The organism is Rhodococcus sp. OAS809, assembly GCF_040546695.1.
In the GTDB taxonomy this organism is placed as follows: domain Bacteria; phylum Actinomycetota; class Actinomycetes; order Mycobacteriales; family Mycobacteriaceae; genus Rhodococcus_F; species Rhodococcus_F qingshengii.
The window spans coordinates 1,114,879-1,137,745 of record NZ_JBEPOI010000002.1 but is presented as its reverse complement, the minus strand read 5'-3'; the positions used below and the strand labels follow the sequence as shown (position 1 = coordinate 1,137,745).

At 62.7% G+C, this 22,867-nt stretch carries 22 protein-coding genes and 6 tRNA genes; 15 read left to right on the top strand and 13 right to left on the bottom strand.

Annotated features, from left to right (window positions below; translation table 11 throughout):
- Positions 1 to 30 precede the first annotated feature (30 nt).
- The 4 genes from msrB to ABIE52_RS08180 are packed head-to-tail and all read right to left on the bottom strand — an operon-like array spanning position 31 to position 4,138.
- A complete protein-coding gene (gene msrB / locus ABIE52_RS08195; protein WP_003942631.1) occupies positions 31 to 462 on the bottom strand; it encodes a peptide-methionine (R)-S-oxide reductase MsrB in 432 nt (143 codons plus the stop codon).
- A gap of 9 nt (positions 463 to 471) precedes the next feature.
- Complete coding sequence (locus ABIE52_RS08190) at positions 472 to 1,755, bottom strand: glycosyltransferase family 87 protein (RefSeq protein ID WP_065352427.1); 1,284 nt, start codon at positions 1,753 to 1,755, stop codon at positions 472 to 474.
- A 60-nt stretch (positions 1,756 to 1,815) separates the two neighbouring features.
- Positions 1,816 to 3,369: an alpha/beta fold hydrolase gene (locus ABIE52_RS08185; protein ID WP_192712468.1), complete on the bottom strand. Its 1,554-nt coding sequence runs from the start codon at positions 3,367 to 3,369 to the stop codon at positions 1,816 to 1,818.
- A gap of 19 nt (positions 3,370 to 3,388) precedes the next feature.
- A complete protein-coding gene (locus ABIE52_RS08180; protein WP_192712467.1) occupies positions 3,389 to 4,138 on the bottom strand; it encodes a pyrimidine reductase family protein in 750 nt (249 codons plus the stop codon).
- A gap of 43 nt (positions 4,139 to 4,181) precedes the next feature.
- On the opposite strand from ABIE52_RS08180, the gene zapE reads away from it, so the two are divergent.
- Entirely contained in the window at positions 4,182 to 5,198 is a 1,017-nt protein-coding gene (zapE, locus tag ABIE52_RS08175; RefSeq protein ID WP_003942629.1) for a cell division protein ZapE, read from the top strand.
- Positions 5,199 to 5,210: 12 nt separating this feature from the next.
- Here the strand turns inward: zapE and ABIE52_RS08170 are convergent, their stop codons facing one another.
- Both ABIE52_RS08170 and ABIE52_RS08165 read right to left on the bottom strand, forming a co-directional pair.
- The gene (locus ABIE52_RS08170; protein ID WP_007732909.1) at positions 5,211 to 5,744 is read right to left on the bottom strand and encodes a GNAT family N-acetyltransferase; all 534 of its coding nucleotides are present in this window, start codon (positions 5,742 to 5,744) and stop codon (positions 5,211 to 5,213) included.
- Between the two features lie 67 nt (positions 5,745 to 5,811).
- Positions 5,812 to 7,008 carry an MFS transporter gene (locus tag ABIE52_RS08165; protein ID WP_063316494.1) on the bottom strand — a complete coding sequence of 399 codons (1,197 nt, stop codon included), beginning with the start codon at positions 7,006 to 7,008 and terminating at the stop codon, positions 5,812 to 5,814.
- Between the two features lie 116 nt (positions 7,009 to 7,124).
- Between ABIE52_RS08165 and ABIE52_RS08160 the strand changes: the two genes are divergently transcribed.
- Complete coding sequence (locus tag ABIE52_RS08160) at positions 7,125 to 8,510, top strand: GH1 family beta-glucosidase (protein WP_003942640.1); 1,386 nt, start codon at positions 7,125 to 7,127, stop codon at positions 8,508 to 8,510.
- A 174-nt stretch (positions 8,511 to 8,684) separates the two neighbouring features.
- Positions 8,685 to 9,161, top strand: coding sequence for an alpha-isopropylmalate synthase regulatory domain-containing protein (locus tag ABIE52_RS08155; protein WP_192712466.1), 477 nt, complete (start codon positions 8,685 to 8,687; stop codon positions 9,159 to 9,161).
- A gap of 146 nt (positions 9,162 to 9,307) precedes the next feature.
- Here the strand turns inward: ABIE52_RS08155 and ABIE52_RS08150 are convergent.
- The 5 genes from ABIE52_RS08150 to ABIE52_RS08130 all read right to left on the bottom strand — a co-directional run bounded on the left by ABIE52_RS08150 (position 9,308) and on the right by ABIE52_RS08130 (position 9,811).
- Positions 9,308 to 9,382 (bottom strand) — tRNA-Val (locus tag ABIE52_RS08150).
- A 16-nt stretch (positions 9,383 to 9,398) separates the two neighbouring features.
- Positions 9,399 to 9,474 (bottom strand) — tRNA-Gly (locus tag ABIE52_RS08145).
- 92 nt (positions 9,475 to 9,566) lie between these two features.
- Positions 9,567 to 9,641, bottom strand: a tRNA-Val gene (locus ABIE52_RS08140).
- A 1-nt stretch (position 9,642) separates the two neighbouring features.
- Positions 9,643 to 9,713, bottom strand: a tRNA-Cys gene (locus ABIE52_RS08135).
- A 25-nt stretch (positions 9,714 to 9,738) separates the two neighbouring features.
- Positions 9,739 to 9,811, bottom strand: a tRNA-Gly gene (locus ABIE52_RS08130).
- Positions 9,812 to 10,104: 293 nt separating this feature from the next.
- On the opposite strand from ABIE52_RS08130, the gene ABIE52_RS08125 reads away from it, so the two are divergent.
- The 9 genes from ABIE52_RS08125 to pdxS all read left to right on the top strand — a co-directional run bounded on the left by ABIE52_RS08125 (position 10,105) and on the right by pdxS (position 18,436).
- Positions 10,105 to 10,176 (top strand) — tRNA-Val (locus tag ABIE52_RS08125).
- Positions 10,177 to 10,363: 187 nt separating this feature from the next.
- Positions 10,364 to 10,816 carry a TIGR02611 family protein gene (locus ABIE52_RS08120; RefSeq protein WP_030536868.1) on the top strand — a complete coding sequence of 151 codons (453 nt, stop codon included), beginning with the start codon at positions 10,364 to 10,366 and terminating at the stop codon, positions 10,814 to 10,816.
- A gap of 133 nt (positions 10,817 to 10,949) precedes the next feature.
- On the top strand, positions 10,950 to 13,007 hold the full coding sequence (thrS, locus tag ABIE52_RS08115; RefSeq protein WP_007732914.1) for a threonine--tRNA ligase: 2,058 nt from the start codon (positions 10,950 to 10,952) through the stop codon (positions 13,005 to 13,007).
- Positions 13,004 to 13,558: an ATP adenylyltransferase gene (locus ABIE52_RS08110; RefSeq protein ID WP_003943307.1), complete on the top strand. Its 555-nt coding sequence runs from the start codon at positions 13,004 to 13,006 to the stop codon at positions 13,556 to 13,558. Before thrS ends, ABIE52_RS08110 begins: the two co-directional genes overlap by 4 nt.
- 81 nt (positions 13,559 to 13,639) lie before the next feature.
- Positions 13,640 to 14,317 carry a phosphatidylinositol phosphate synthase gene (pgsA, locus tag ABIE52_RS08105; RefSeq protein WP_007732918.1) on the top strand — a complete coding sequence of 226 codons (678 nt, stop codon included), beginning with the start codon at positions 13,640 to 13,642 and terminating at the stop codon, positions 14,315 to 14,317.
- Entirely contained in the window at positions 14,314 to 15,216 is a 903-nt protein-coding gene (locus ABIE52_RS08100) for a phosphatidylinositol mannoside acyltransferase (protein ID WP_192712465.1), read from the top strand. Before pgsA ends, ABIE52_RS08100 begins: the two co-directional genes overlap by 4 nt.
- Complete coding sequence (locus ABIE52_RS08095) at positions 15,213 to 16,340, top strand: glycosyltransferase family 4 protein (RefSeq protein ID WP_054188503.1); 1,128 nt, start codon at positions 15,213 to 15,215, stop codon at positions 16,338 to 16,340. Before ABIE52_RS08100 ends, ABIE52_RS08095 begins: the two co-directional genes overlap by 4 nt.
- Positions 16,337 to 17,359, top strand: a complete 1,023-nt coding sequence (locus ABIE52_RS08090) for an NUDIX hydrolase (RefSeq protein ID WP_192712464.1) — start codon at positions 16,337 to 16,339, stop codon at positions 17,357 to 17,359. The genes ABIE52_RS08095 and ABIE52_RS08090 overlap by 4 nt, the downstream gene beginning before the upstream one ends.
- Before the next feature lie 168 nt (positions 17,360 to 17,527).
- Positions 17,528 to 18,436, top strand: coding sequence for a pyridoxal 5'-phosphate synthase lyase subunit PdxS (gene pdxS / locus ABIE52_RS08085; protein ID WP_003943338.1), 909 nt, complete (start codon positions 17,528 to 17,530; stop codon positions 18,434 to 18,436).
- A 101-nt stretch (positions 18,437 to 18,537) separates the two neighbouring features.
- On the opposite strand, the gene ABIE52_RS08080 is transcribed toward pdxS, so the two are convergent.
- Entirely contained in the window at positions 18,538 to 19,014 is a 477-nt protein-coding gene (locus ABIE52_RS08080) for a RidA family protein (RefSeq protein WP_030536864.1), read from the bottom strand.
- Positions 19,015 to 19,176: 162 nt separating this feature from the next.
- Here ABIE52_RS08080 and ABIE52_RS08075 point away from each other — a divergent pair, with 162 nt between their 5' ends.
- The 3 genes from ABIE52_RS08075 (at position 19,177) to ABIE52_RS08065 (ending at position 22,172) form a co-directional block, all read left to right on the top strand.
- Positions 19,177 to 19,599 carry an NUDIX domain-containing protein gene (locus ABIE52_RS08075; RefSeq protein WP_030536863.1) on the top strand — a complete coding sequence of 141 codons (423 nt, stop codon included), beginning with the start codon at positions 19,177 to 19,179 and terminating at the stop codon, positions 19,597 to 19,599.
- Positions 19,600 to 19,727: 128 nt separating this feature from the next.
- Positions 19,728 to 21,236, top strand: coding sequence for an HNH endonuclease signature motif containing protein (locus tag ABIE52_RS08070; protein WP_030536862.1), 1,509 nt, complete (start codon positions 19,728 to 19,730; stop codon positions 21,234 to 21,236).
- 114 nt (positions 21,237 to 21,350) lie between these two features.
- Positions 21,351 to 22,172 (top strand): acyl-CoA thioesterase, encoded by an 822-nt coding sequence (locus ABIE52_RS08065; RefSeq protein WP_003943337.1) that lies wholly within the window; start codon positions 21,351 to 21,353, stop codon positions 22,170 to 22,172.
- Between the two features lie 35 nt (positions 22,173 to 22,207).
- Here ABIE52_RS08065 and ABIE52_RS08060 read toward each other — a convergent pair whose 3' ends face one another.
- Complete coding sequence (locus tag ABIE52_RS08060; RefSeq protein WP_125052600.1) at positions 22,208 to 22,831, bottom strand: nucleoside/nucleotide kinase family protein; 624 nt, start codon at positions 22,829 to 22,831, stop codon at positions 22,208 to 22,210.
- Between the last annotated feature and the right edge of the window lie 36 nt (positions 22,832 to 22,867).

Below are 22,867 nucleotides of genomic sequence, written 5' to 3'. Positions count from 1 at the left end.
ACCAGTGACACGGGGTAGCCCACGACCTGGCTACTGAGCGGGCTTGAGGACCAGCGAGATCGAGTTGATGCAGTACCGCTGATCGGTCGGCGTCGGGTACCCCTCACCCTCGAAGACGTGACCGAGGTGGCTGTGGCACTTCTTGCAGATGACCTCGACGCGGCGCATCCCGAGTGAGCTGTCTTCCTTCAGGATCACGGCATCCGAATCCGCCGGATCGAAGAAGGACGGCCACCCGCAGTGCGATTCGAACTTCTCGGTGCTGCGGAACAGTTCGGCTCCGCAGGCCCGGCAGGAGTAGACACCTTCCGTGGTGGTGTCGGTGTACTCGCCGACGAAGGGGCGTTCGGTGCCGGCTTGGCGCAGGACGGCGAACTCCTCCGGCGTCAGTTTTTCGCGCCACTCGCTCTCGGTGTACGTGACCTCAGGTGTGCTGTCGATGCCATCGTGTGAAGAACTCATGCCTCCACGCTAATGCTTTGTCGCCGTTTCGGCTTCGTGGGCAGGTGAGACGGCATCGAGTGGGGGATCGAGGAGGTACGCGGGATCGATTCCCCGATCCAAACGGCCCTCTCGACGCGCGACCAGATACCGGTATCCGAGGACACAGAAGATCACGATCAGCAGAAGGCTCCAGCCGAGGGTGCTCTTGGTGTATTCGGCCGCCCGGCCGAAGGTCGGCCAGCGGTTCGACCACCAGCTGTCGAACGTCATGAAGCCGTAGACGGCGAGCCACGCCGGCCAGTTCCGCATGACCGAGTTCTTGAGTACCACGGACATCAGGAGCGGGAGCAGCATCATCGAGTAGTACATCTGGCCGAGCGAGGGCAGCAGGAACGACGCGGTCATGATCACACCGGTCGCGGTGGTGAGGAAGAAGAGTTCGTCGTTGCGGTAGTAGCGGTACAGAAGCCACAGAGAGACGACGACCATGGCGGCTAACACGACGCGCAAGAGCAGGATCAACCATTCGGGCAGACCGAAGTAAGCGCCGTTTCCGACAATCGAACTGTTGAAGTAGTCACGAGATTCGAGCAGGTACGGCACGGTGCGGCGGACGAAGTCCATCGGATCCGACGCCAGCGGCCATGCCACGACCGTGAGAATGAACGGGATGCCCAGGGCGGTGACCAACACCTTCCACTGACCGCGAACGAGTGGCAGCAGGAGCAGCGGCGCGAGAGTGGGTTTCACTGCGATGGTGAGACCGATCGCGGCGCCGGCCCACAGATCCTTCTTGCGCATCAGCAACAGGAGGAAGGCAACTTCGCCGAGCAGGACGAGGCCGTTGATGTTGGTGAACACCAACGTGTTGGTGACCGTCTCCGACATGAACGCGCCGAGCACCAGAATCGGCGCCGCGATGGAACTGATCGTCAGGTCGAACAAGCGCAACAGCAGGTAGAGAGCCACGAGAATGGCGACGGCATTGACACCGATGAACAGCCACCGTGAGCGCTCGGGATCGAGGATCGCCAGGGGGGCCATCAACAAGGAACCCGATGGTGGGTACAGGTAATGGGGGTCTACGGAGTTGAAATCTGCGGTGTAGACGTCGCGCCCGTTCCAGAACGCCAGCGCGGCGTTGTAGACCGGTCGGAAGTCATCGGTGATGGCGCCGTTGACTGCTGTGACGATGACACGATTGAGCACTGTCATCACGGCGATCGGCCACAAAACGAAGTTGACGACTTGTTGGGTTGTCCGCCCGGTACGCGGCTCGAGCTGTCGAAGGAACACTTCGGCACGGTACACCGGAGCAGGGTGTGATCGGGGGATGCACCCCTTTTCGGTCGTGGTGGACGAGCGCCCGAGTCAGGCTGGGCACACGCTTCCGTTACTGGGCAGGGAGGCGTCGCTGAGGTAGAGGCGCATCGCCTGTTGAGCGCAGGTGGATTGTGCCGCGGGGTGACCCGCACCTTGCCAGTCCAGAGTTGCGAAGCGCGATCCTGCATTGGTCACGACGCCGGTGACGGTCGAGAGTCCGGAGTTCCCGACGGCCGGGTCACCCTGACCGCTCAGCACGAGGACTGGGGGCTTCAACTGATTCGGCAGGGGGGAGTTGGCGGTCGACGGCCAGCTGGCGCACGCCAGCAACCCGAGCGCGGCTTCTCGCCCGAACACCGGATAGTTGGTGCCCCAGGTGTCCGCAAGCTCGCGCACACGCCCGATGCCCGGCCATTGCATGCCGTCGGTGCACCGTCCGATGAACTGGCCGTCGCCGTCCACCTCGTTCTCCGCCCGGGCGGCGCGCTCTCGAATCGGCGAAGCGTTGCCGGTACCGAGCGCGGACAGAGCGTCGGACAGTGAGCGGGTCTCCTGCTCACGGTTGGTTCCGGCAGTCCACAGGCTGGCCGAAATCGCGTTCGACACCGCAGCGGCGGACAGCGGCTGGAATTCATCGGCTCGAGCGCGCTCCATCAAGTCCGTGACCGATTTCTTCGGATCAGGTCCGAGCGAGCACCCCAGCGCCACACATCGCTGAGCGAACGCGGTCAACGCGGCTTCCTCGCCCTGCACGCGACTCTCTGCCTCGGTGGCAGCGTCGGTGGCCACCGGAGCGGGAGAATCGAGGATCAACCTCGCGAGGTTGTTCGGGTGGGCCGCCGCATAGCTCAGCGCGATGTCCGAGCCGGACCCTGCCGACCACAGAGCGATGGTCTCGACGCCCCACCGTGTACGTAGAGCGTCGATGTCCTCGGCTGCGGAGTCGGCGCCGAACTTCAGTTCTTGAGGGTCGAGGTAGTCCGTGCAGGCAATGGTGGCGTCGTGACCGAGGGCCGCGACCGCATCGGCGGCGTCACCGGTGGTGTCCGAGTCGAATTGGCCCAGATCGTGAAGTCCGCGCCGAATCTCCGGCGTCATGCAGTCGATTGCGGTGGACCTGTCGATTCCGCGGCGATCGAGGGCAACCACCGGATGTTCGGCGAGAACCGTGTTCAAGCCGGAAGCGGCGAGCATGGCCAGAGAGTTTCCCGACGAACGATCGGTGCCCGATGTGAACACGATCGGATACGCGTCGGCAGGCGTCGACGAGGTCCGAGCGCGGGTCAAGCCGGCAGTGAAGTTGCCGTCGATGGCGCCGGTCACGTCGATGGGGGCATTGAATTCCGCGCATTCGAGAATGACGCCGGCGCTCGACGCCGCGAGAGCCTGGTCGGCGAGTGACGTGCCGGTGCAGTCTCGCCACGGTATGTCATCGGTCGGGACGCCAGGGTCAACCGGCGGCGCATCGGGCGACGGTCCCTCGCTCTGGGCAGGGCTGCCGTCGGTGCGGCCTTCGACCGCGACGGCGGGCCGAAGCGACGGACCGGCGCCGCACGCACAACACGTCGCGAGGACGACGGCCATCAAAGCAACTCTGCGCATGCCGACCAGAGTGCCAGGTTCACCGACGTGGCTGCTGACGAACCCATCGAGTGAGGATCGTGCCGTCCGTATCGCCGAGAATGTGCGCGGGACGCATGGCTGTGGGCATTGCGTTGGGGGAGAGGGAGATTCGGCCGACTTTGCTCCCCACCAGTTGAGGTGACGTGGTGATGCAGAGTTCGTCGACGGCATTGTCCTCGATCAACTGCCCGAAAAGTGATGGTCCGCCCTCGCACAGCACGCGACGGAGCTTGCGAGCCGACAAGGCCCTGTCGATGTCGCCGCTGGTGACGTTCGGTGAGTCCGTCACCTCCACCTGCGCTCCGGCAGATCTCAGCGCCGAAATTGCCGCGGAGTCCGCGTCGCGACCGACAACAAGGATCGGTGGAACTCCGGTATCGCGAAGGAGTCGGCTTTCGGGGTCGATCGACGCGTGCGCCGAGACGACGAGGATCGGTGGGACCGGAGCGAGGCCGCTCGCCTTTCGTCGCGCCCGAGCTGCGTCCGAGACCTGCACACCCCCGTAGTTCTCGGCTTGCGCTGTGCCTGCGCCGACCACGACGACGTCACAAAGTTCGCGCAAGATCCCGAATACCGACTTGTCTGCCGGTGTGCCCAGTCCACCGCTCACTCCGTCAACGGAGACGCACCCGTCGATGCTGGAAACGAAGTTCACGCGCATCCAGGGTTGCGAGAGGTTCTCCGGATAGGCGTACAAGCCGCGGAGCTCGTCTTCGTGGCCTGGTGTGAAGTAGGTCGCAATATCCATACGGTGCACATGAGAGATCACATCACGTAGATACCCTTGACGGATGCATGAACGTCTTGTCGATCGCAGCCCGGTGGTACCCGCCGATCAACTGGTAGCTCAAATGGTGCCTCCCGCAATGTTCGACGAGGTGAGTTTTGCGTCCTACATTCCTGATCCGAAGGAACCGAGCCAGGCAGCTGCTGTCGCCAAGGCCGAGGAATTCTCCAAGCGCGTCACCAAGATCCGTAGTGGTGGACGCCGCGGACTGTTCGGCAAGAAGACCCAGGCGACCGGCGCCGGCCTGTACCTCGACGGCGGGTTCGGTGTCGGTAAGACTCACTTGCTGGCGTCGATCTTCCACAGCGTTCCGTCGCCGAAGGCTTTCGGAACCTTCGTCGAGCTGACGCACGTCGTCGGCGCTCTCGGCTTCAACAAGGCGGTCGAAGCGCTCGCCGACCACAGCGTTCTCTGCATCGACGAGTTCGAGCTCGACGATCCGGGCGACACCATGCTCGTATCCCGCCTCCTTTCGGAGCTTTCCGCGCGAGGCGTGTCCATCGTCGCGACGTCGAACACGCTTCCCGGCCAGCTCGGGGAGGGTCGCTTCGCCGCCCAGGACTTCCTGCGCGAGATCAAGAAGCTCGGCTCGATCTTCGAGACGATTCGCGTCGACGGCCCCGACTACCGTCACCGCGATCTCCCGCCCGCACCCGAGCCCATCTCCTCGGAGGAGTTGGTCTCTCGGGCCGACGCCATCGACGGCGCCACGCTCGACAACTTCGACGAGCTGTGCAAGCACCTCAGCACCCTGCACCCGTCGCGGTACAACAAGCTGGTCGAGGGTGTGAAGGCCGTGTTCATCGACGGTGTCCACCCGGCAACGGATCAGTCCGTTGCACTGCGCATCGTGGTTCTCGCCGACCGCCTGTACGACGCGAGCATCCCGGTCACCGTTTCCGGCGCACGCCTCGACGAGATCTTCACTCCCGAGATGCTCGCCGGTGGGTACAAGAAGAAGTACTTGCGCGCGACCTCGCGCCTGCTCGCACTTTCTCGTTTCGAGGTCGCGGCCGGCTAGTCTGCACGCCTGTCAGCTGACGGGGCGCTCCATCACGAAATCGTGGTGGAGTTGTGCGCCCACGAGGAAAGTCTTCGTGCCGACCTGGGTGAAACCGTGCTTTGCGTAGAACTTCTGGGCGCGCAGGTTCTCCTGATTGACGCCCAGCCAGATCCCGGCACTTCCGCTGCGTCGTGCGTGGTCGACAACCGCGTCCATCAAGGATGCTGCCGCGCCGGTTCCGTGGTTACCCGGAAGCACGTACAACTTGCTCAGTTCCGTTGTCGGGCGAAGTGTCACAGCAGCTTTGACGTCCGGGTCGGAGGGCTCGTCGTCGACAAGCATCGCGTAGCCGACGATCGAACCGTCGCGAATGACCTTGAGAACGGTTCGCGTCGGATCGGTCAGGTACTCGGAGAACTTGTCGACGGAGAGAACGTTGTCGATGAAGGCACTGATGTCGTCGTCCGACGCGTCGGGCGGACACGCCAGTGGAAATGTCACCGCTGCCACGTCGGCGATTGCTTCGGAATCCCAGATCCCGGCCCGGTCAACGGTGATCGTCACGTCAGTTTCTGCCTCTCGCGCACACAATTCGGTCGATCAAGTACACCACTTTCCTCGGGCGCAATGCTCAAGCGGCGTTCTCGGCGACCGGAGTTGTGGCTCGTTTCGGTGCGAACGCGGGAGCAAGAACTATCAAGATCGCGCAGAACGCCAGCGGAATCAGGAACCCGATTCGAAGGTCACTGAAGGCGGCGACCGCGCCGACGATGCCGCCGCCGACGACTGTGCCGACGTAGTTGAAGAGGTTGATGCGTGCGATCACCGCATCGACCTGATCCGGGGGAGCCATCCTGCCGGCAGCGCTGAAGCAGATCGGAGCGATCACCGGTACCCCGAGCCCGACGATGAGGAACCCGGCGATGGCAACGGCGGGAGATTGCGCGAGGACGACAACTGTCATACCGACTACGCCGATGAGAGAGCCGATCCGCACGACGGTGGTCTCACCGAATTTCCCGACCCAGTAGTCCCCGGTCAGTCGTGCGACAAGTGCCGCGATCTGATACGCCGCCACGGAAAGGGCAGCGGTCCCGGCGTCGGCGAGCAGTTCGTCCTTGACGTACAGAGTCGACCAGTTTCCGACGCTGAAGTCGACCGCGTAGAACAATGCCATCGCGACGCCGAGGAGGACGAAGGCGCGGGTGGGTACCGCGAATTTTGCGGTGCTCGTGATGTTTTCCTCGGCAACCGGAGACTCGGACCGATCGAGCAGTTGCGGGCCGAAGGCCAGAAGCATCAGTCCGACAACAACTCCCGCGATCACCTGCGTGACGCGGATCGAAATGTCGAGGCCTGCGGTAGCAGAGATGAACAGGGCGCCGACAATCGCTCCGACGCTCCAGGAAGCATGGAACGAGGAGAGGATGAAGCGGCCCTTGGCGTGTTGGATCGAGACTGCCTGCATGTTGGCGGCCGCGTCGACCATGCCGAGTCCGATGCCGTAGATCGCCAGGAAGACGAAGAACATCGCTGCGTTGGGCGCAATTCCGGTTGCCCCGCCGAAGACTGCGATGACGGCGAGCCCAGTTCGCAGGGTCATCTTGCTCGACGTTCTCACGGCCAGCATCTCGGCGAGCACGCTGCCGAGTCCGGCGATGACGGACACGGTGACAACCGCAACCACAACCAGTGTCTCGCTCAGCTCGAACAAGTCCTTGTACTGCGGCAGCTGCGTCAGAATGGCGGCGAGCAGAAATCCTTGAAGTCCGAAGGCCACCGAAGTCGCGATCCGAGCCCTCGTCAGGGTGCGGGTGTTATCCGTCATCAAGCAGGGCCTTTGTCTCGTTCGTTCGGTTAGGCCGAACGGTACTGGATCTTGATACTGGTCGAGTGTCCAACAAAGCTGCGTGTTTTGCACGGTTCTTTGATTAACTGACCGACATGACTCGGCAGCCGACACCAGAATTTCCGACTTCCTTCGTCTGGGGAACCGCCACTGCGGCCTATCAAATCGAAGGAGCTGTGGCCGAAGACGGTCGCGGACCGTCGATCTGGGACGAGTTCTGTGACCGTCCCGGTGTTGTCGTCGGGGGCGACACCGGGACGGTCGCTGCCGATCATTATCACCGCTGGGAGTCGGACATCGAGCTGATGAATCAGCTCGGGCTCGACGCTTATCGGCTGTCTCTGTCGTGGTCGCGCATTCTGCCCACCGGATCGGGGGCAGTGAATGCGAAGGGGCTCGACTTCTACGACCGCCTGATCGACCGACTGTGTTCGGCGGGAATTACTGCCGCTGTCACGCTCTTTCACTGGGATCTGCCCCTTGCCTTGCAGGAGCAGGGCGGCTGGATGAACCGCGACACCTCGTATCGGCTGGGGGAGTATGCGCAGGTCGTCGGCGAGCGGCTGTCGGATCGGGTCGGAATGTGGATGCCGCTCAACGAACCAGTTGTGCACACGCTTTACGGGCATGCCCTCGGAGTTCACGCCCCCGGACTGGCCTTGGGGTTCGAGGCTTTCCAAGCCGCACATCACCAGCTGCTCGGGCATGGCCTCGCTGTCGAAGCGCTTCGGGCAACCGGATGCACGAACATCGGAATCGCCTCGAACCATGCTCCGGTGCGTGCCGCTTCGGATTCGCCGGAAGACGTGATGGCTGCCGACATCTACGACCACGTCGTCAATTGGATGTTCGCCGACCCGGTTCTGGTCGGGAAGTACCCGGCCGACGAATTCGCTCAGCTGCTCAGCGGTCCTGTCGACGAGGACTTGAAAATCATCGGGGCGCCGCTCGACTGGTACGGGATCAACTACTACGAGCCGACGATGATTGCTGCTCCGGTGGAAGGCCAGGGGACCGAAGGTGTGCTCGAAGTCGACCTGCCTCCGGGCCTGCCCTTTGCCCCTGTCGCGATTACCGGTTATCCCACAACCGATTTCGGTTGGCCGATCGTTCCCGAGGGGCTGGGCGAGATCTTGCGGACGTTCCACGCCCGCTTCGGTGACGCACTGCCGCCGATCTACATCACCGAAAGCGGATGTTCATTCCACGACGCCCCGGATGCCGCAGGCGTCGTCGACGACGAAGCACGAATCGACTACCACGATGCGCACCTTCGCGCCCTCCGATCGGCAATGGACGACGGTGTCGACGTCCGCGGTTATTTTGTGTGGTCACTTCTCGACAACTTCGAATGGGCTGCGGGATACAAAGAGCGATTCGGCCTGGTGCACGTCGATTTCGACACCCAGAAGCGCACTCCGAAGACCTCGTTCGAGTGGTATCGCGCCCTCATCGCCGAGCACAAAGCGGCTCAGGTCTGACCTGTGCGGAGTCGGTCTGGGTTGCATTCTCGAACCGGGCCGCCTACCCTCGTCTCTCATGAAGCGAATTCTCGTAGTAAGCCGCCGTAGCGGGGTCTGAATCGGACCGACCCCTCGCTGCGGGTCGTCTTGCTACCAGTTGGTCCTCCACTTCATTCCAGGAAGACCACGATCATGACTTACAACTTCGCTTTCGCTTCTGATTCTTCTTCTGCTGCTGATCCCTTCGCGGCGCGTCACGGCAAATCTCTGCCCGCCGGCTTGCGTGCCGAATGCTCAGCGATGTCGTGGACCGAGTTCGAGTCCACGTATGCGGCTATGAGCGGCCCGATCCGTCTGGGTGCGTGGTCCTCCGAGAAGATTGCGCCGGGTCGTTGGGCCTTCGAAGCGACTCTCGGTCTGGGGGAGCGTATCCAGAAAGCGTCCGCCACCTCGACCGGCGCGATCTCGGCCATGACGTCGATGCTGCACGACGCGGGAATCTCGCTCGAGATCCTGTCTTTCCATCAGCACCAGATCGGCCACCGCACTGCGACGTTCATCTTCACCGAGTGCGACGGCCGTCGGAGCTGGGCGATGGGTATTGCGGAGTCGTCGACGGAGTCCTCGCTGCACGCGATGACTTCGGCAGCGAACCGCTTCTCTCACTGAGCAGTTACAACAATCTGATCAGCTACATCAACCGCAGTACTGACGTGGATGCCCGAGGGGGCTTGCGTCAGTACTGCGGCCCGTGTGTTCGGCGCTCGAACGCAAAAAGCCGGAACCCTGAGGTTCCGGCTTCTTGCATTCTCAAATGGTGCGCGATACTGGGATTGAACCAGTGACCTCTTCCGTGTCAGGGAAGCGCTCTCCCGCTGAGCTAATCGCGCGGGTTCTGGAGAAAAATGGAGCGGACGACGGGATTCGAACCCGCGACCCCAACCTTGGCAAGGTTGTGCGCTACCAGCTGCGCCACGTCCGCATGAGCAATGAACTCCGTTACCGGAACTCAGTACTTTTCTAACTTATCAGACCTGCAAGCAGGTCTTGACCATCAGGCCCTAGGGCCTGACGTGGTGCGCGATACTGGGATTGAACCAGTGACCTCTTCCGTGTCAGGGAAGCGCTCTCCCGCTGAGCTAATCGCGCGAGGTGGAGACGGGAATCGAACCCGTGTGCACGGCTTTGCAGGCCGTTGCCTCACCACTCGGCCACTCCACCGTAAAAGGTTGAGTCACACCTCTCGAGCGGACGACGGGATTCGAACCCGCGACCCCAACCTTGGCAAGGTTGTGCGCTACCAGCTGCGCCACGTCCGCATCGCACCGTGTTGCTTGGGGAGCTGCTCGCTCTCCTCGGTGCGTTGGAAACATTAGCCGACCGTGTCGGATACACACAAATCACCAGCTCAGTGGCGTGTTCGGAGTCGAATCGGCCCGTTGCGCGCGTTGCAACTGTCCGTCTTGGCGATGAATACGGTCTGAAATCAGCTCGAATTCGTAGATTTCGGGGTCGCCTGGAGCAAAACGAATGCCAACCTGGTGATTCGTATTCATCGCGCAGCCGTGTTAATGTTCCAACTCGTTCGAGCGCATGCGTTCGGATGACTTACGGTCCCGTGGCTCAGTGGGAGAGCGTCCGCTTCACACGCGGAAGGTCGCTGGTTCGATCCCAGCCGGGACCACAGAAAAACACTGAAGGCGTTCCCGATCATCGGGGACGCCTTCAGTCGTTTGAGAGCACAGCTGGTCGAGGGCACAGCTGTTCGAGGGCACGGTTATTTCGGCATGCAGACCGTCGTCGCAGGTCGCCGGGCGACGATTTCGGTAGCCTGGTCGAAGAGACATTTCGCGACCGAAAAGGTGACTGCTTTGAGTACCGAAAAGGTCGATTCTTCCGTCGACGATTCAGACCTGTCCGTCTTCCAGGACGCAGAGTCCCGCTGGGAGCGGTGGCGCGCGGGAATCGCCGCGCGGCCCACCCTCAATCTTGCGTACCGCATCGGCGTCGGAGTCGTGGGCACGATCGTGTTCGCCGCCGGCATCGTGGCTATTCCGTACCCCGGGCCCGGTTGGCTCATCGTTTTCGCCGGCCTCGGCATCCTGGCGTCGGAGTTCGCGTGGGCACATCGACTCCTTCATTTCGCGAAGGCTCGATACGACCGGTTCATGGAATGGTTCGGCAAGCAGTCGCTGTTCGTCAAAGGGTTGGGCGTTCTGTTCACCACAGTGATCGTCCTGGCGACTTTGTGGGTGCTCGGCACTTTCGGCCTGATCGGGACATGGGTGGGCCTGGACTACTCGTGGCTCGAGTCGCCGCTGTGAGTTGAACGCGGCCCGGTTTCCTTCACTCGGTTGTCTCACCATGTCGGTAGGGCCGATAACATGATCGTGCGCGTGCTCGCAGTGGGTACGACGCCTGTCTAACTTGTCGCAATACCTTTAGGAGCACATCGCCGTGACCAGTCCCGCGCCAGAGCACTCAGCCGCCCCACTTCGGGTGCCCGCGGGGACGACCGCCGGGACTGCAGTGCGCGAAGCCGGATACCCCACGAAGGGGCCCGACGTGATCGTCGTTGTCCGCGATGGCGAGGGAACGCTCAAGGATCTGTCGTGGACACCTGAGGTCGATGTCGACGTCGAGCCGGTGGCAGCATCCACCGAGGACGGCCGCAGCGTCATCCGGCACTCCGCGGCCCACGTCCTCGCGCAGGCGGTTCAGAAAGAATTCCCCGACGCGAAGCTCGGCATCGGTCCGCCGATCAAGGACGGCTTCTACTACGACTTCGCGGTGGACCGCCCGTTCACTCCGGAGGATCTGGCCAAGCTCGAAAAGCGTATGAAGCAGATCATCAAGGGATCACAGCGCTTTTCGCGTCGAGTCGTCGATTCGATCGAGGACGCTCGGGTCGAGTTGGCCGACGAGCCCTTCAAGCTCGAATTGATCGACGACAAGTCCGGTATCGACGATCCCGAGATCATGGAGGTGGGCGGCAACGAGCTGACCATCTACGACAATCTCGATCCTCGTACCGGCGACAAGATCTGGTCCGATCTGTGCCGCGGCCCGCACATTCCGACCACCAAGCACATCCCGGCCTTCAAGTTGACCCGAAGCTCCGCCGCCTACTGGCGTGGCAACCAGGACAACGCCGATCTTCAGCGTGTCTACGGCACCGCGTGGGAGTCCACCGAGGCTCAGGACGAATACCTCGAACTGCTCGCCGAGGCCGAGCGTCGTGATCACCGCAAGCTCGGTACCGAACTGGACCTCTTCAGCTTCCCCGACGAGCTCGGTTCGGGTCTGCCGGTGTTCCATCCCAAGGGCGGCATCATCCGCACCGAGATGGAGAACTACTCGCGCAGCCGCCACATCGAGGCGGGCTACGAGTTCGTCAACACTCCGCACATCACCAAGGGGCATCTGTACGAGGTTTCCGGTCACCTCGACTGGTACCGCGACGGCATGTTCCCGGCGATGCACGTCGACGAGGAACTGAACGAGGACGGCACCGTGCGCAAGCCGGGCCAGGACTACTACCTCAAGCCGATGAACTGCCCGATGCACAACCTGATCTTCCGTGCTCGCGGACGCTCGTACCGTGAATTGCCGTTGCGGCTCTTCGAATTCGGCTCGGTCTACCGCTACGAGAAGTCCGGCGTCATCCACGGCCTGACCCGCGTGCGCGGCATGACCCAGGACGACGCTCACATCTACTGCACCCGTGAGCAGATGCGCGACGAGCTGACCACCACCCTGCAGTTCGTTCTGAACCTGCTCAAGGACTACGGCCTCGACGACTTCTACCTCGAACTGTCCACCAAGAACCCGGACAAGTTCGTCGGTAGCGACGACGTCTGGGAAGAGGCGACCGCAACGCTCGCCGAGGTCGGCGAAGCTTCCGGCCTGACTCTGGTGCCGGATCCGGGCGGAGCCGCGTTCTACGGTCCCAAGATCTCCGTTCAGGTCAAGGACGCACTCGGCCGCACCTGGCAGATGTCGACCATCCAGCTCGACTTCAACCTGCCCGAGCGGTTCGAGCTCGAATACACCGGCAACGACGGCGTCAAGACTCGTCCGGTCATGATCCACCGCGCGCTGTTCGGCTCGATCGAGCGGTTCTTCGGTGTCCTGACCGAGCACTACGCGGGCGCGTTCCCGGCGTGGCTGGCGCCGGTGCAGGTCGTCGGAATCCCGGTGGCCGAGGCCTTCGCCGATCACCTGTTCGACGTCACGAAGAAGCTCAAGGCAGCCGGTGTTCGCGCCGAGGTCGACTTCAGTGACGACCGTATGCAGAAGAAGATCCGTAACCACACCACGCAAAAGGTCCCGTTCATGCTCCTCGCGGGCGAGCGTGACGTGGAGGCCGGCGCGGTCAGCTTCCGTTTCCGCGACGGCACCCAGATTAACGGCATTCCCGTCGACGACGCCGTCCGGATCATCACCGAGTGGATCGGCCGCCGCGAGAACGCCTCGCCGACAGCCGAACTGGTGCAGCCAAGCGTGGCGCAGTGAGCGCCCCCGGTGACGACGGTCCGGGTTCGCTGATCGACCACGGCGTCGGTGACCCTGACCATTTGCAGCGCATTTGGTCGCCGCATCGGATGTCGTACATCACCGAGGCGCCCAACACCCCGGGCACGACAGGTGAACCGTTCATCGACATTCCGAAGATGTCGGACGAAGAAGGGCTCATCGTTGCCCGCGGTGAGCATGTCTATGCGGTTCTGAACCTGTATCCGTACAACCCGGGGCACCTGATGGTGGTTCCGTACCGCAAGGTTGCGGCACTCGAAGACCTGACGCCGGAGGAGAGCGCCGAGTTGATGGCGTTCACCCAGCAGGCGTTGCGGGTGATCAAGAGCGTGTCGAATCCTCACGGATTCAACGTCGGCCTGAATCTCGGTGCCGCTGCGGGCGGTTCGCTGTCCGAGCACCTTCACCAACACGTAGTGCCACGTTGGGGCGGCGACGCCAACTTCATCACCGTGCTCGGTGGGGTAAAGGTGATGCCGCAATTGCTGCGGGAGACCAGGGGACTACTCGCCGGTGCCTGGCAACAATAGGTTGACGCATCCGGCTTCATGGCAGGATGCATTGCTGCAACGAGTTCCGAACCGGAACTCACGACGGGGAGGGTTCCTGCGGTGTTGAGCTTCTTCGGGCGCGCATCGGTGTCCAAGGTGACGGCACCTATGGGGAAGGCGCTGGTCAAGACCGGTCTGACGCCGGACTCGGTGACGGTGATCGGCACGGTGGCAAGCGTCGCCGGTGCGGTGACGCTGTTTCCGTCCGGACATCTGTTCTGGGGAACCATGTTCATCTGGTTCTTCGTCATGTTCGACATGCTCGACGGCGCAATGGCTCGTGCTCGCGGCGGCGGAACGCGGTACGGGGCCGTACTGGACGCGACCTGCGACCGCGTAGCCGACGGCGCGATTTTTGCCGGCCTGGCCTGGTGGGCGGTCTACCACGAGAACAGCAAGTGGCTGCTCGTCGCGACGCTCATCTGCCTCGTCACCTCGCAGGTCATCTCGTACGCGAAGGCGCGTGCGGAGGCGAGCGGGCTGACTGCGGACGGCGGGTGGATCGAGCGCCCGGACCGACTGATCATCGTGTTGGTCGGATCCGGCCTGACGGGTATGGGTCTTCCGTGGGCAATCCACATCGCGATGTGGGTACTTGCCGCCGGAAGCATCGTGACGGTCTTCCAGCGAGTGCTCGCGGTGCGCAATTCCCCTGGCGCTCGGGAACTTCTGCCGATCGCCCCGGCCGCATCGACGGTCGAAGGTGCGCCGGACACGGACGGCGAGGCAGAGAAATGAGCTTTGCCGAGCGTGCAAGCGACCTGGGATACGCCGCGGGTTGGCGTCTGGTGCGAAGCCTGCCGGAATCGGTGGCGGTCAAGCTGTTCGACGCCGGAGCGGATTTCGCGGTACGCAAGGGCGGACCCGAACAACTCAGGAAGAACCTCGCGAGAGTTCTGGGCACGACGCCGGAGGAAGTTCCGGATCAGTTGATCAAGGATTCTATGCGCTCGTACGCCCGGTACTGGCGTGAGGCATTCCGTCTACCGTCGATGGACCTGGTCGCGACAGGTAAGGCGTTGCATGCGCTGGTCGAGGGCCAGGAACATCTGGAAAAAGCAATGGCAGCAGGTCATGGCGCGGTATTGGCGCTGCCCCACAGCGGTAATTGGGACATGGCCGGCGTGTGGTGTGTTCAGCAATGGGGTGGGTTGACCTCCGTTGCCGAGCGGCTCAAGCCCGAATCCCTGTACGAACGGTTTGTCGAATACCGCGAGAGTCTCGGTTTCGAGATCTTTCCGCTCAGCGGCGGGGAGCATCCTCCGTTCGTCGAACTGTCCAAGCATCTGCGCGAGAACAAGATCGTGTGCTTGCTGGGGGAGCGCGATCTGGCGAAGAAGGGTGTGCCCGTCACCTTCTTCGGAGAACCCACTCGCATGCCCGCCGGCCCGGCGAAGCTCGCGATCGACACCGGCGCGCCGCTACTTCCGGTCCACTGCTGGTTCACTCCCGACGGTTGGGGTTTCAAGATCGACCCGCCGATCGACGTATCCGGCGGAGTCGGCCCGGCCACGCAGGCACTTGCCGACCGTTTCGCGGTCAACATCGCAGCGCACCCCGCTGACTGGCACATGCTTCAGCCGCTGTGGCGCTCCGACCTCTCCGAATCGCGGCTCGCCCGCATGGAGGGTGAATGAAGATCGGCATGATCTGCCCGTACTCCTTCGACGTCCCCGGTGGTGTGCAGGCGCACGTGGTGGATCTGGCAGAGGTGCTGATCGAACGTGGTCACAAAGTGAGTGTGCTTGCGCCGTCGTCCGATGACGACGAGTTGCCGGATTTTGTGGTTTCCGCAGGTAAAGCCGTCGCGATTCCCTACAACGGTTCTGTTGCACGGTTGTCTTTCGGCCCGACGGCGAACAACCGCCTCCGCAAGTTCATCGCGGAAGGTGACTTCGACGTTCTACATATCCACGAACCCAATGCGCCGAGTCTGTCCATGCTCGCGTTGCGTATCGCGGAAGGCCCGATCGTCGCCACCTTCCACACGTCGACCACGAAGTCGTTGGTGCTGAGCACTTTTCAGGGTGTCTTGGCTCCGTATCTCGAGAAGATCAGTGGCCGGATCGCAGTCTCGGAGTTGGCGCGTCGTTGGCAGGTCGAGTCCCTCGGATCCGACGCGGTCGAAATTCCCAACGGCGTCGATGTCGCAGCGTTTGCCGAGGCCGACATGTTGCCCGGCTATCCGCGCGAGGGTGGAACCATTCTGTTCCTCGGGCGCTACGACGAACCGCGCAAGGGGATGGCCGTCCTCCTCGGTGCACTGCCGGAGTTGGTCGAGCGTCACCCGGATCTCGAGGTGATCGTGGTCGGACGCGGCGACGAGGAGAAACTCCGCAAAGAGGCGGGCAAGTACTTCAAGCATCTCCGCCTGCTCGGGCAGGTCAGTGACGAGGAGAAAGCGTCGGCGCTTCGCAGTGCGGACGTCTACTGCGCGCCCAATCTCGGCGGTGAGAGCTTCGGGATCGTGCTGGTCGAGGCCATGGCGGCTGGCACTGCCGTCGTGGCCAGTGAGTTGGACGCTTTTCGCCGTGTTCTTCGCGACGGTCAGGCCGGCTTGCTGGTCCCCATCGGGAACTCCGATGCCTTGGCAGAGGCAATCGATTCCGTTCTCGGTGACCCGGATCGACGACGCGCGCTGGTCAACACCGCGACAAGTGTTGTTGCCGAATACGACTGGCCGGTGGTGGCCGAACAGATCCTGCGTGTCTACGAGACCGTCACGGTTGGCGGCACCGGCGTACGCGTGGTGGGTTCATGACCTTCTCCGCTCTGACGATCTTCATTCTCGGGCTCGTCGCTGCCGTCGTCCTGGTCGTCGGACTGTGGGCGTACGGGACGGCGAACCGACTCGATCGACTGCATGTGCGTTCGGATCAGTCGTGGTTGGCGCTCGATGCGGCTCTGTCCCGTCGTGCCGCGGTTGTCCGCGCGGCGGCTGTGGACATGAGCGCCGACGACGCCCGCAGATTCGTCACCTTGGCGGACGCCGCCGAACGTGCGGATCGTCAGGATCGCGAGCTTGCCGAGAACCGGCTGTCCAATGCTCTTGCTGCCTACGGCACGACGTCGCTGCGACCTCAACTGGTCGCCGAACTGGCCGATGCCGAGGCGCGCGTGCTGATCGCCCGGCGGTTCCACAACGACGCGGTGCGAGACACTCTCGCGTTGCGTACGCGTCGACTTGTTCGCTGGCTACATCTCGGGGGAACGGCACCGCTGCCTCAGTATTTCGAGATCTCCGAGCGCACGACCGCGGCGGCGGTGCCCGAGGGCATCACCGTGGATACGTCACGGACCTCTGCTCGCGTGGTGATGCTGGACGAGGACGATCGGGTGCTGCTGTTGCGCGGGCACGATCCCAAGATCCCGAACACTTACTTCTGGTTCACCGTCGGCGGCGGGCTCGAACGCGGCGAACACCTGCGGGCGGCTGCCGTTCGTGAGATCGAGGAGGAGACCGGATTCGTCGTGGCTCCGGAGAATCTGCGAGGTCCGCTCTGGCGTCGGGTGGCGATCTTCCCGTTCGACGGTGAGCTGATCCGTTCGGAAGAGCTGTTCTTCGCTACGCGCACTCACGGCTTCGAGCCGGTCTTCCAAGGCCACACGGAATTGGAGCAGCGTGCCATCACCGGCCATCGCTGGTGCAGCGCCGACGAGATCCGCCAATTGGCCAAGTCCGGTGAGCCGGTCTACCCGTTGGATCTGGCAAACCTCCTGGTGGAAGCGGCGACGATCGCGGACGGTTCCGAGGATCCGGAAGTGCGTTCCATCCGCTGATCGTTCGGTCGTTCAGTGCTCGCGGGCAGTTTAAGGCCAGCAATGGCAAATTGGATACGGAATCGAAGGCCGGTTCGTCCTAGAGTTCTGGCCAGAGGCCTCCGCGCGAATGAACTCGTGTGTTCGCCGTGCCTTGTTTCTTTCGTCACACTACTGCAGGAGTTTGCTGTGAGCACCCCCGACTCTGCCCCCACCACCGCCATCGGCACCGCCCGCGTCAAGCGCGGCATGGCTGAAATGCTCAAGGGCGGTGTGATCATGGACGTGGTCACCGCTGAGCAGGCCAAGATCGCCGAAGACGCCGGCGCCGTCGCCGTCATGGCACTCGAGCGGGTCCCCGCAGACATTCGCGCACAGGGCGGCGTCTCGCGCATGAGTGACCCGGACATGATCGACAGCATCATCTCCACCGTCAGCATCCCCGTCATGGCGAAGGCACGCATCGGTCACTTCGTCGAAGCGCAGATCCTGCAGAGCCTCGGCGTCGACTACATCGACGAGTCCGAGGTCCTGACCCCGGCCGACTACGCCAACCACATCGACAAGTGGAAGTTCACCGCTCCCTTCGTCTGTGGCGCCACCAACCTCGGCGAAGCGCTCCGTCGCATCAACGAAGGCGCGGCCATGATCCGCTCGAAGGGTGAAGCAGGCACCGGCGACGTCTCCAACGCCACCACCCACATGCGCACCATCCGCGGCGAGATCCGCCGGTTGACCTCGCTGAGCGAGGACGAACTGTACGTAGCCGCCAAGGAACTGCAGGCCCCGTACGAACTGGTCGTCGAGGTCGCCAAGGCCGGCAAGCTGCCTGTCACCATGTTCACCGCCGGCGGCATCGCCACCCCGGCAGACGCTGCGATGATGATGCAGCTCGGCGCCGAGGGCGTGTTCGTCGGATCGGGCATCTTCAAGTCCGGCAACCCGAAGCAGCGCGCCGAGGCAATCGTCAAGGCCACCACGTTCTACGACGACCCGGACGTGCTCGCCAAGGTCTCGCGCGGACTCGGCGAGGCAATGGTCGGCATCAACGTCGACGACCTGCCGGTCGGACACCGCCTCGCAGAGCGCGGTTGGTGACAGCAGGTTCGACGACCGGGCTCAGTGCCTGAAAGTCCTCACAGACGAAGGGGCGGCGGTTGCGTTGGCAACCGCCGCCCCTTCGGTGTGTGGCAGACCGATCAGATGCTGTCCGATACCTCGAACACGAACTCGACCTCGACGGCACTGTTTCGGGGTAGTTCGGCGACGCCGATCGCAGAGCGGGCATGTTGTCCAGCGGTACCGAAGATCTTGGCCAGCAGGTCGGACGCACCGTTGATCACCTGGGGTTGCTGCGAGAATCCGGATCCCGAAGCAACAAATCCAACGACCTTGACGACCCGAACGATGCGGTCGAGACCGACCAAGGCATCGACTGCCGCGAGTCCGTTGAGAGTGCACAACCGCGCCGCCTGGGCGGCGTCTTCGACGGAGACGCCCTCGCCCAACTTGCCGATGCACGTCGTAGTGCCGTCGACGAGCGGCAATTGCCCCGACGTGTAGACGTATGACCCCGTCTGAACGGCGGGGAGGTATGAGCCTGCGGGGGTGGCAACAGGCGGGAGGGTCAGGTCGAGTGCGGCGAGTCGTGCGGTCCAGGTACTTGCGTCGTTCATCGGTTCCTCAATGGGTTCTTTTGTCCGGGAATGGTGTTCGAGTCTGTCATCGGTAGTCTCGGCAAGTCCAAGTCGTATTTGCGCCCACCCCATCACTTTTGGTGATATTCGCCGTCGTCGGATTCAAAATGGTGTTCGAGTTGGCCACCTAAACTGTGTCGTATGTCGTCAATTCGTAACATCTCACTGGGGATACCTGTCCGTTCCGGTCACATACTCATACTCGACGGCACGGACTCTGTCACGGGGGAGAACTTTCATCGATTGATCGGTGGCGGTATCGAGTTCGGTGAGACGGCCGAGGCAGCGCTGCGGCGCGAGTTCGCGGAGGAACTCGGCGTCACGTTGGGAAGCGTCGAGTTGCTCGAGGTCGTAGAGAACATCTTCGAGTTCGAGGGGCGACCTGGGCATGAGATTGTCCATGTCTTTGGAGTCGACTCGGCTGACATCGATGCGTTTCCGCTCGACGTGCAACTCCGAGTCCTAGACGAAGGTAGTCCAGTCCACTGGGTATTGAGTGGTGGGTCCGACCGCCCTATCTACCCGGCCGAAGCTGCCCGCATTATCAACGCCCTGGTTCAGTAGGGGAATCCGTTGCCGGAACACGAGTGGCCGCAAAGGTTGCTCCGCAACAATTTTCGGTCAATCAGGATTGTTCGGACTGATTCCTGGAAATCATGGATATCGAACGTATATTCGAATAATGTTGAGGAATGTTCGATGACGGAGTAGGAAGTTCGGGTACCGCAGCGCAGCTGTCCGGTGCTGAATCCGACTGCGCCCTCATCGATCTCATCGCCGATCTGCATGCGCGCGAATCGATGCTCGTGGAACGGAAACTGGCTGCCATTGCCGAGTTTTTCGAGCGTCGCAGCGCTGGCCACACTGATAACGGTGCTTGGTCGTCTACCGCTCACGAACTGGCTGAGGCCGAGCTCGGCGCGGCATTGACCATGGGCCGTGCCGCAGCGGGAAAGTTGATCGGTCTCGGCTTTTCTCTCAAGACTCGCCTCCATCGCACGCGTGCCGCCATGGCGCGCGGAGAACTGGATCTGTATCGGGTCGGATTGATCGACTCCGCTACGGCCAACGTAGCCGACGATTTGATCGACGAGGTGGAACGGCAACTCCTCGAAAAGATCTCGGCGCCACCGATGCCTGGCGGTACCGGCTTGACGGGTCGCCGATTGACAGCGGCTATCGACCGGATCGTCGCCGTGGTGGATCCCGAGGGGATACGCGAACGTCGACGCCGCGCCCTGGCTGATCGGTTCGTGGGTGTGAGCGCTGCCGAGGACGGAATGGCGCGGATATTGGGGAGTATTCCGGCGGAGGAAGCACGGGCTTTCGACCGTCGGTTGCGGGAGTTGGCAATGTCGGTGTGTCGACACGATTCCCGTAAGTACGAGCAACGACGAGCTGACGCATTGGGAGCGTTGGTATCCGGGTCGACGATTCTGCCGTGCGATTGCGGCCGGGACGAGTGCCCACAAGATCGAAGCGGGATTGTGGTGGTGCGTCGGCCGTTGGTTCACGTGGTCATGCTGGAATCAACGCTTCAGGGCGGTGACGCACCAGGTGCAGACGAACCCGCTCACCTCGACGGTTATGGAGTGATCAGTGCAGAGCATGCGCGTGACATCGCCGCGGGTGCGCTGATTCGGAAGGTGAAGGTACCAGCCGATGCCGCGCTCGAGTCTTCCGGTGAGGGCGAGCCAGTACCTCCGCCCGTTGTTCCTTCGGCGTCGGTCTACCGCCCCGGCGCTGTCCTCGACACCTGGGTGCGGGTGATCGCAGGAAGCTGCCAGTGGTTGCACTGCGATGTCGCTGCATGGAATTCAGATCTTGATCACACTGAGCCCTTTGATCATCGCGATCCCACTTGTGGTGGAAAGACCGTGGCGTCGAATCTGAGTGCGTATTGTCGAAACCATCACCGCCTCAAGCATTCCGGTCAGTGGTTGCATACCTCGAACCCGGACCGGAGTGTCATGCTGACCTCGCCGACCGGACATTGCTACCGAACCAGGCCGTCAGGTCTGCTGGCGGGAATGCTCGAGCCTGTGCTGCCCGAGGGTGGTCGGCGTCGGCGCACACGTCTGGAGAACAAGGCCGCTCGTGTGTGGGGGGAACGCCGGCGTCAGCGGATACGGATGCACCGGCGGATGAAGAAGGCACAGAGGAGGACCTTCGACGGCGGAGACGATCCACCGCCATTCTGAGTCGATGCGCCCCGTCGCTCAGTGTTTTCGGATGCCCACTTTGGTGGCCGGGGGTGCGTCAGGCATTGTGTGAAGGTCGGTAGACGTCGGTACACGGGAAGATGTGGAGCATCGATGGCGAGGATCGAAGAAATTCTGGAGTTGGAACGCCTCGAGCGGGACATCTTTCGAGGAATCATCGCGGAGACCACCCTGACCCGCACTTTCGGCGGCCAGGTCGCCGGACAGGCATTGGTGTCGGCGGTACGCACGGTCGATCCGGCCTACTCGGTTCATTCGTTGCACGGATATTTCCTGCGTCCGGGAAATCCGATGGAGCCGACGGTTTTTCTGGTTGATCGTGTTCGGGACGGTCGATCGTTCGCGACCCGCTTGGTCACCGGAATTCAAGACGGGCAAGCCATTTTCACGATGTCGGCGTCCTTCCACGTCCAAGACGAAGGCATCGAGCACCAGGACGAGATGCCACCCGTTCCTGACCCCGAGACCTTGGCCATCGCCCAGGATTCGGAGGATCCCGAGACTGCGTGGCTGGCGCGTGAGTGGTCCGATTGGGACCTTCGAATGGTGCCGAAGGCCGACATCGACAAACGTCCGGGCGCTGCCGCGCAGCAGCAAGTGTGGTTCCGTTCCCGCGAGGCACTCCCGGACGACCCGGTATTTCACGTGTGCACGCTTGCCTACATGAGCGACATGACGCTGCTCGGATCTTCCCGCGGCCCCCACATGGACGTCGCCATGCAAAGCGCTTCGCTCGATCACGCCATGTGGTTCCTGCGGCCGTTCCGCGCCGACGAGTGGCTGTTGTACGACCAGACGTCGCCGTCAGCGGGCTTCGGTCGCGCCCTGACGCAGGGACGAATCTTCGACAGCCGAGGAAATATGGTTGCTGCAGTCGTCCAGGAGGGTCTGACCAGGCTGTATCGCCCGAAGTGAGGTCGGCCGACGTGAGAACAATCGCAGTGAGACCTTCACTGGCGAGACCGCACCGCAGGCCGGGCCGGATGGTCGTATCTGACCTCGAAATCGACCTCCTCGGACACTTCTGATCGGTGTTCGAGGAGTGCCTCGACGGTCCACAGATCTGCCTCCGGTGTGTGCCGCCGCATGGCAGGTTCGCTCATGTCCAGGCGGACGCTGACGTCGAACTCCAGCCCGCGCCCGAGCAACATCGGACCGGCGATCACGATGACCGCGCGCTCATGGACGGGGATACGGGTCGAACGAGCCGATCGATCGGTGGGTTCGTCCCAGAGTTTCGGCAAGAACGCCCGTTTGGTGCGGGCTGCGGTGATCACTTCACGATCGAGTGCCCGATAGTCGAACCAGATAGTGCGGTAACTCAGCGCATCCTCGTGGCCGAACTCGTATCGCAGCGAAGCCGGCCGTACGTAGTCGTGCAGTGACACAACAGCACTCGGCCTGTCGCGCGACTCGAGGGCGGTGCCAACCAGATCCGCGAGCCGAGACGGCTGTGCACAATCAGGTCCGTCGATCGCTACTACCGCCACCGACGGAAACGATCCGCTAAGCGTTGCAATCTGCTCGGCCAAGGCGAGGGGACTGGACGGGATGAATGTACTCACGCCCACCATGGTGCCGTGCCCGCTCGCCGAGGCGATATTGTGAAC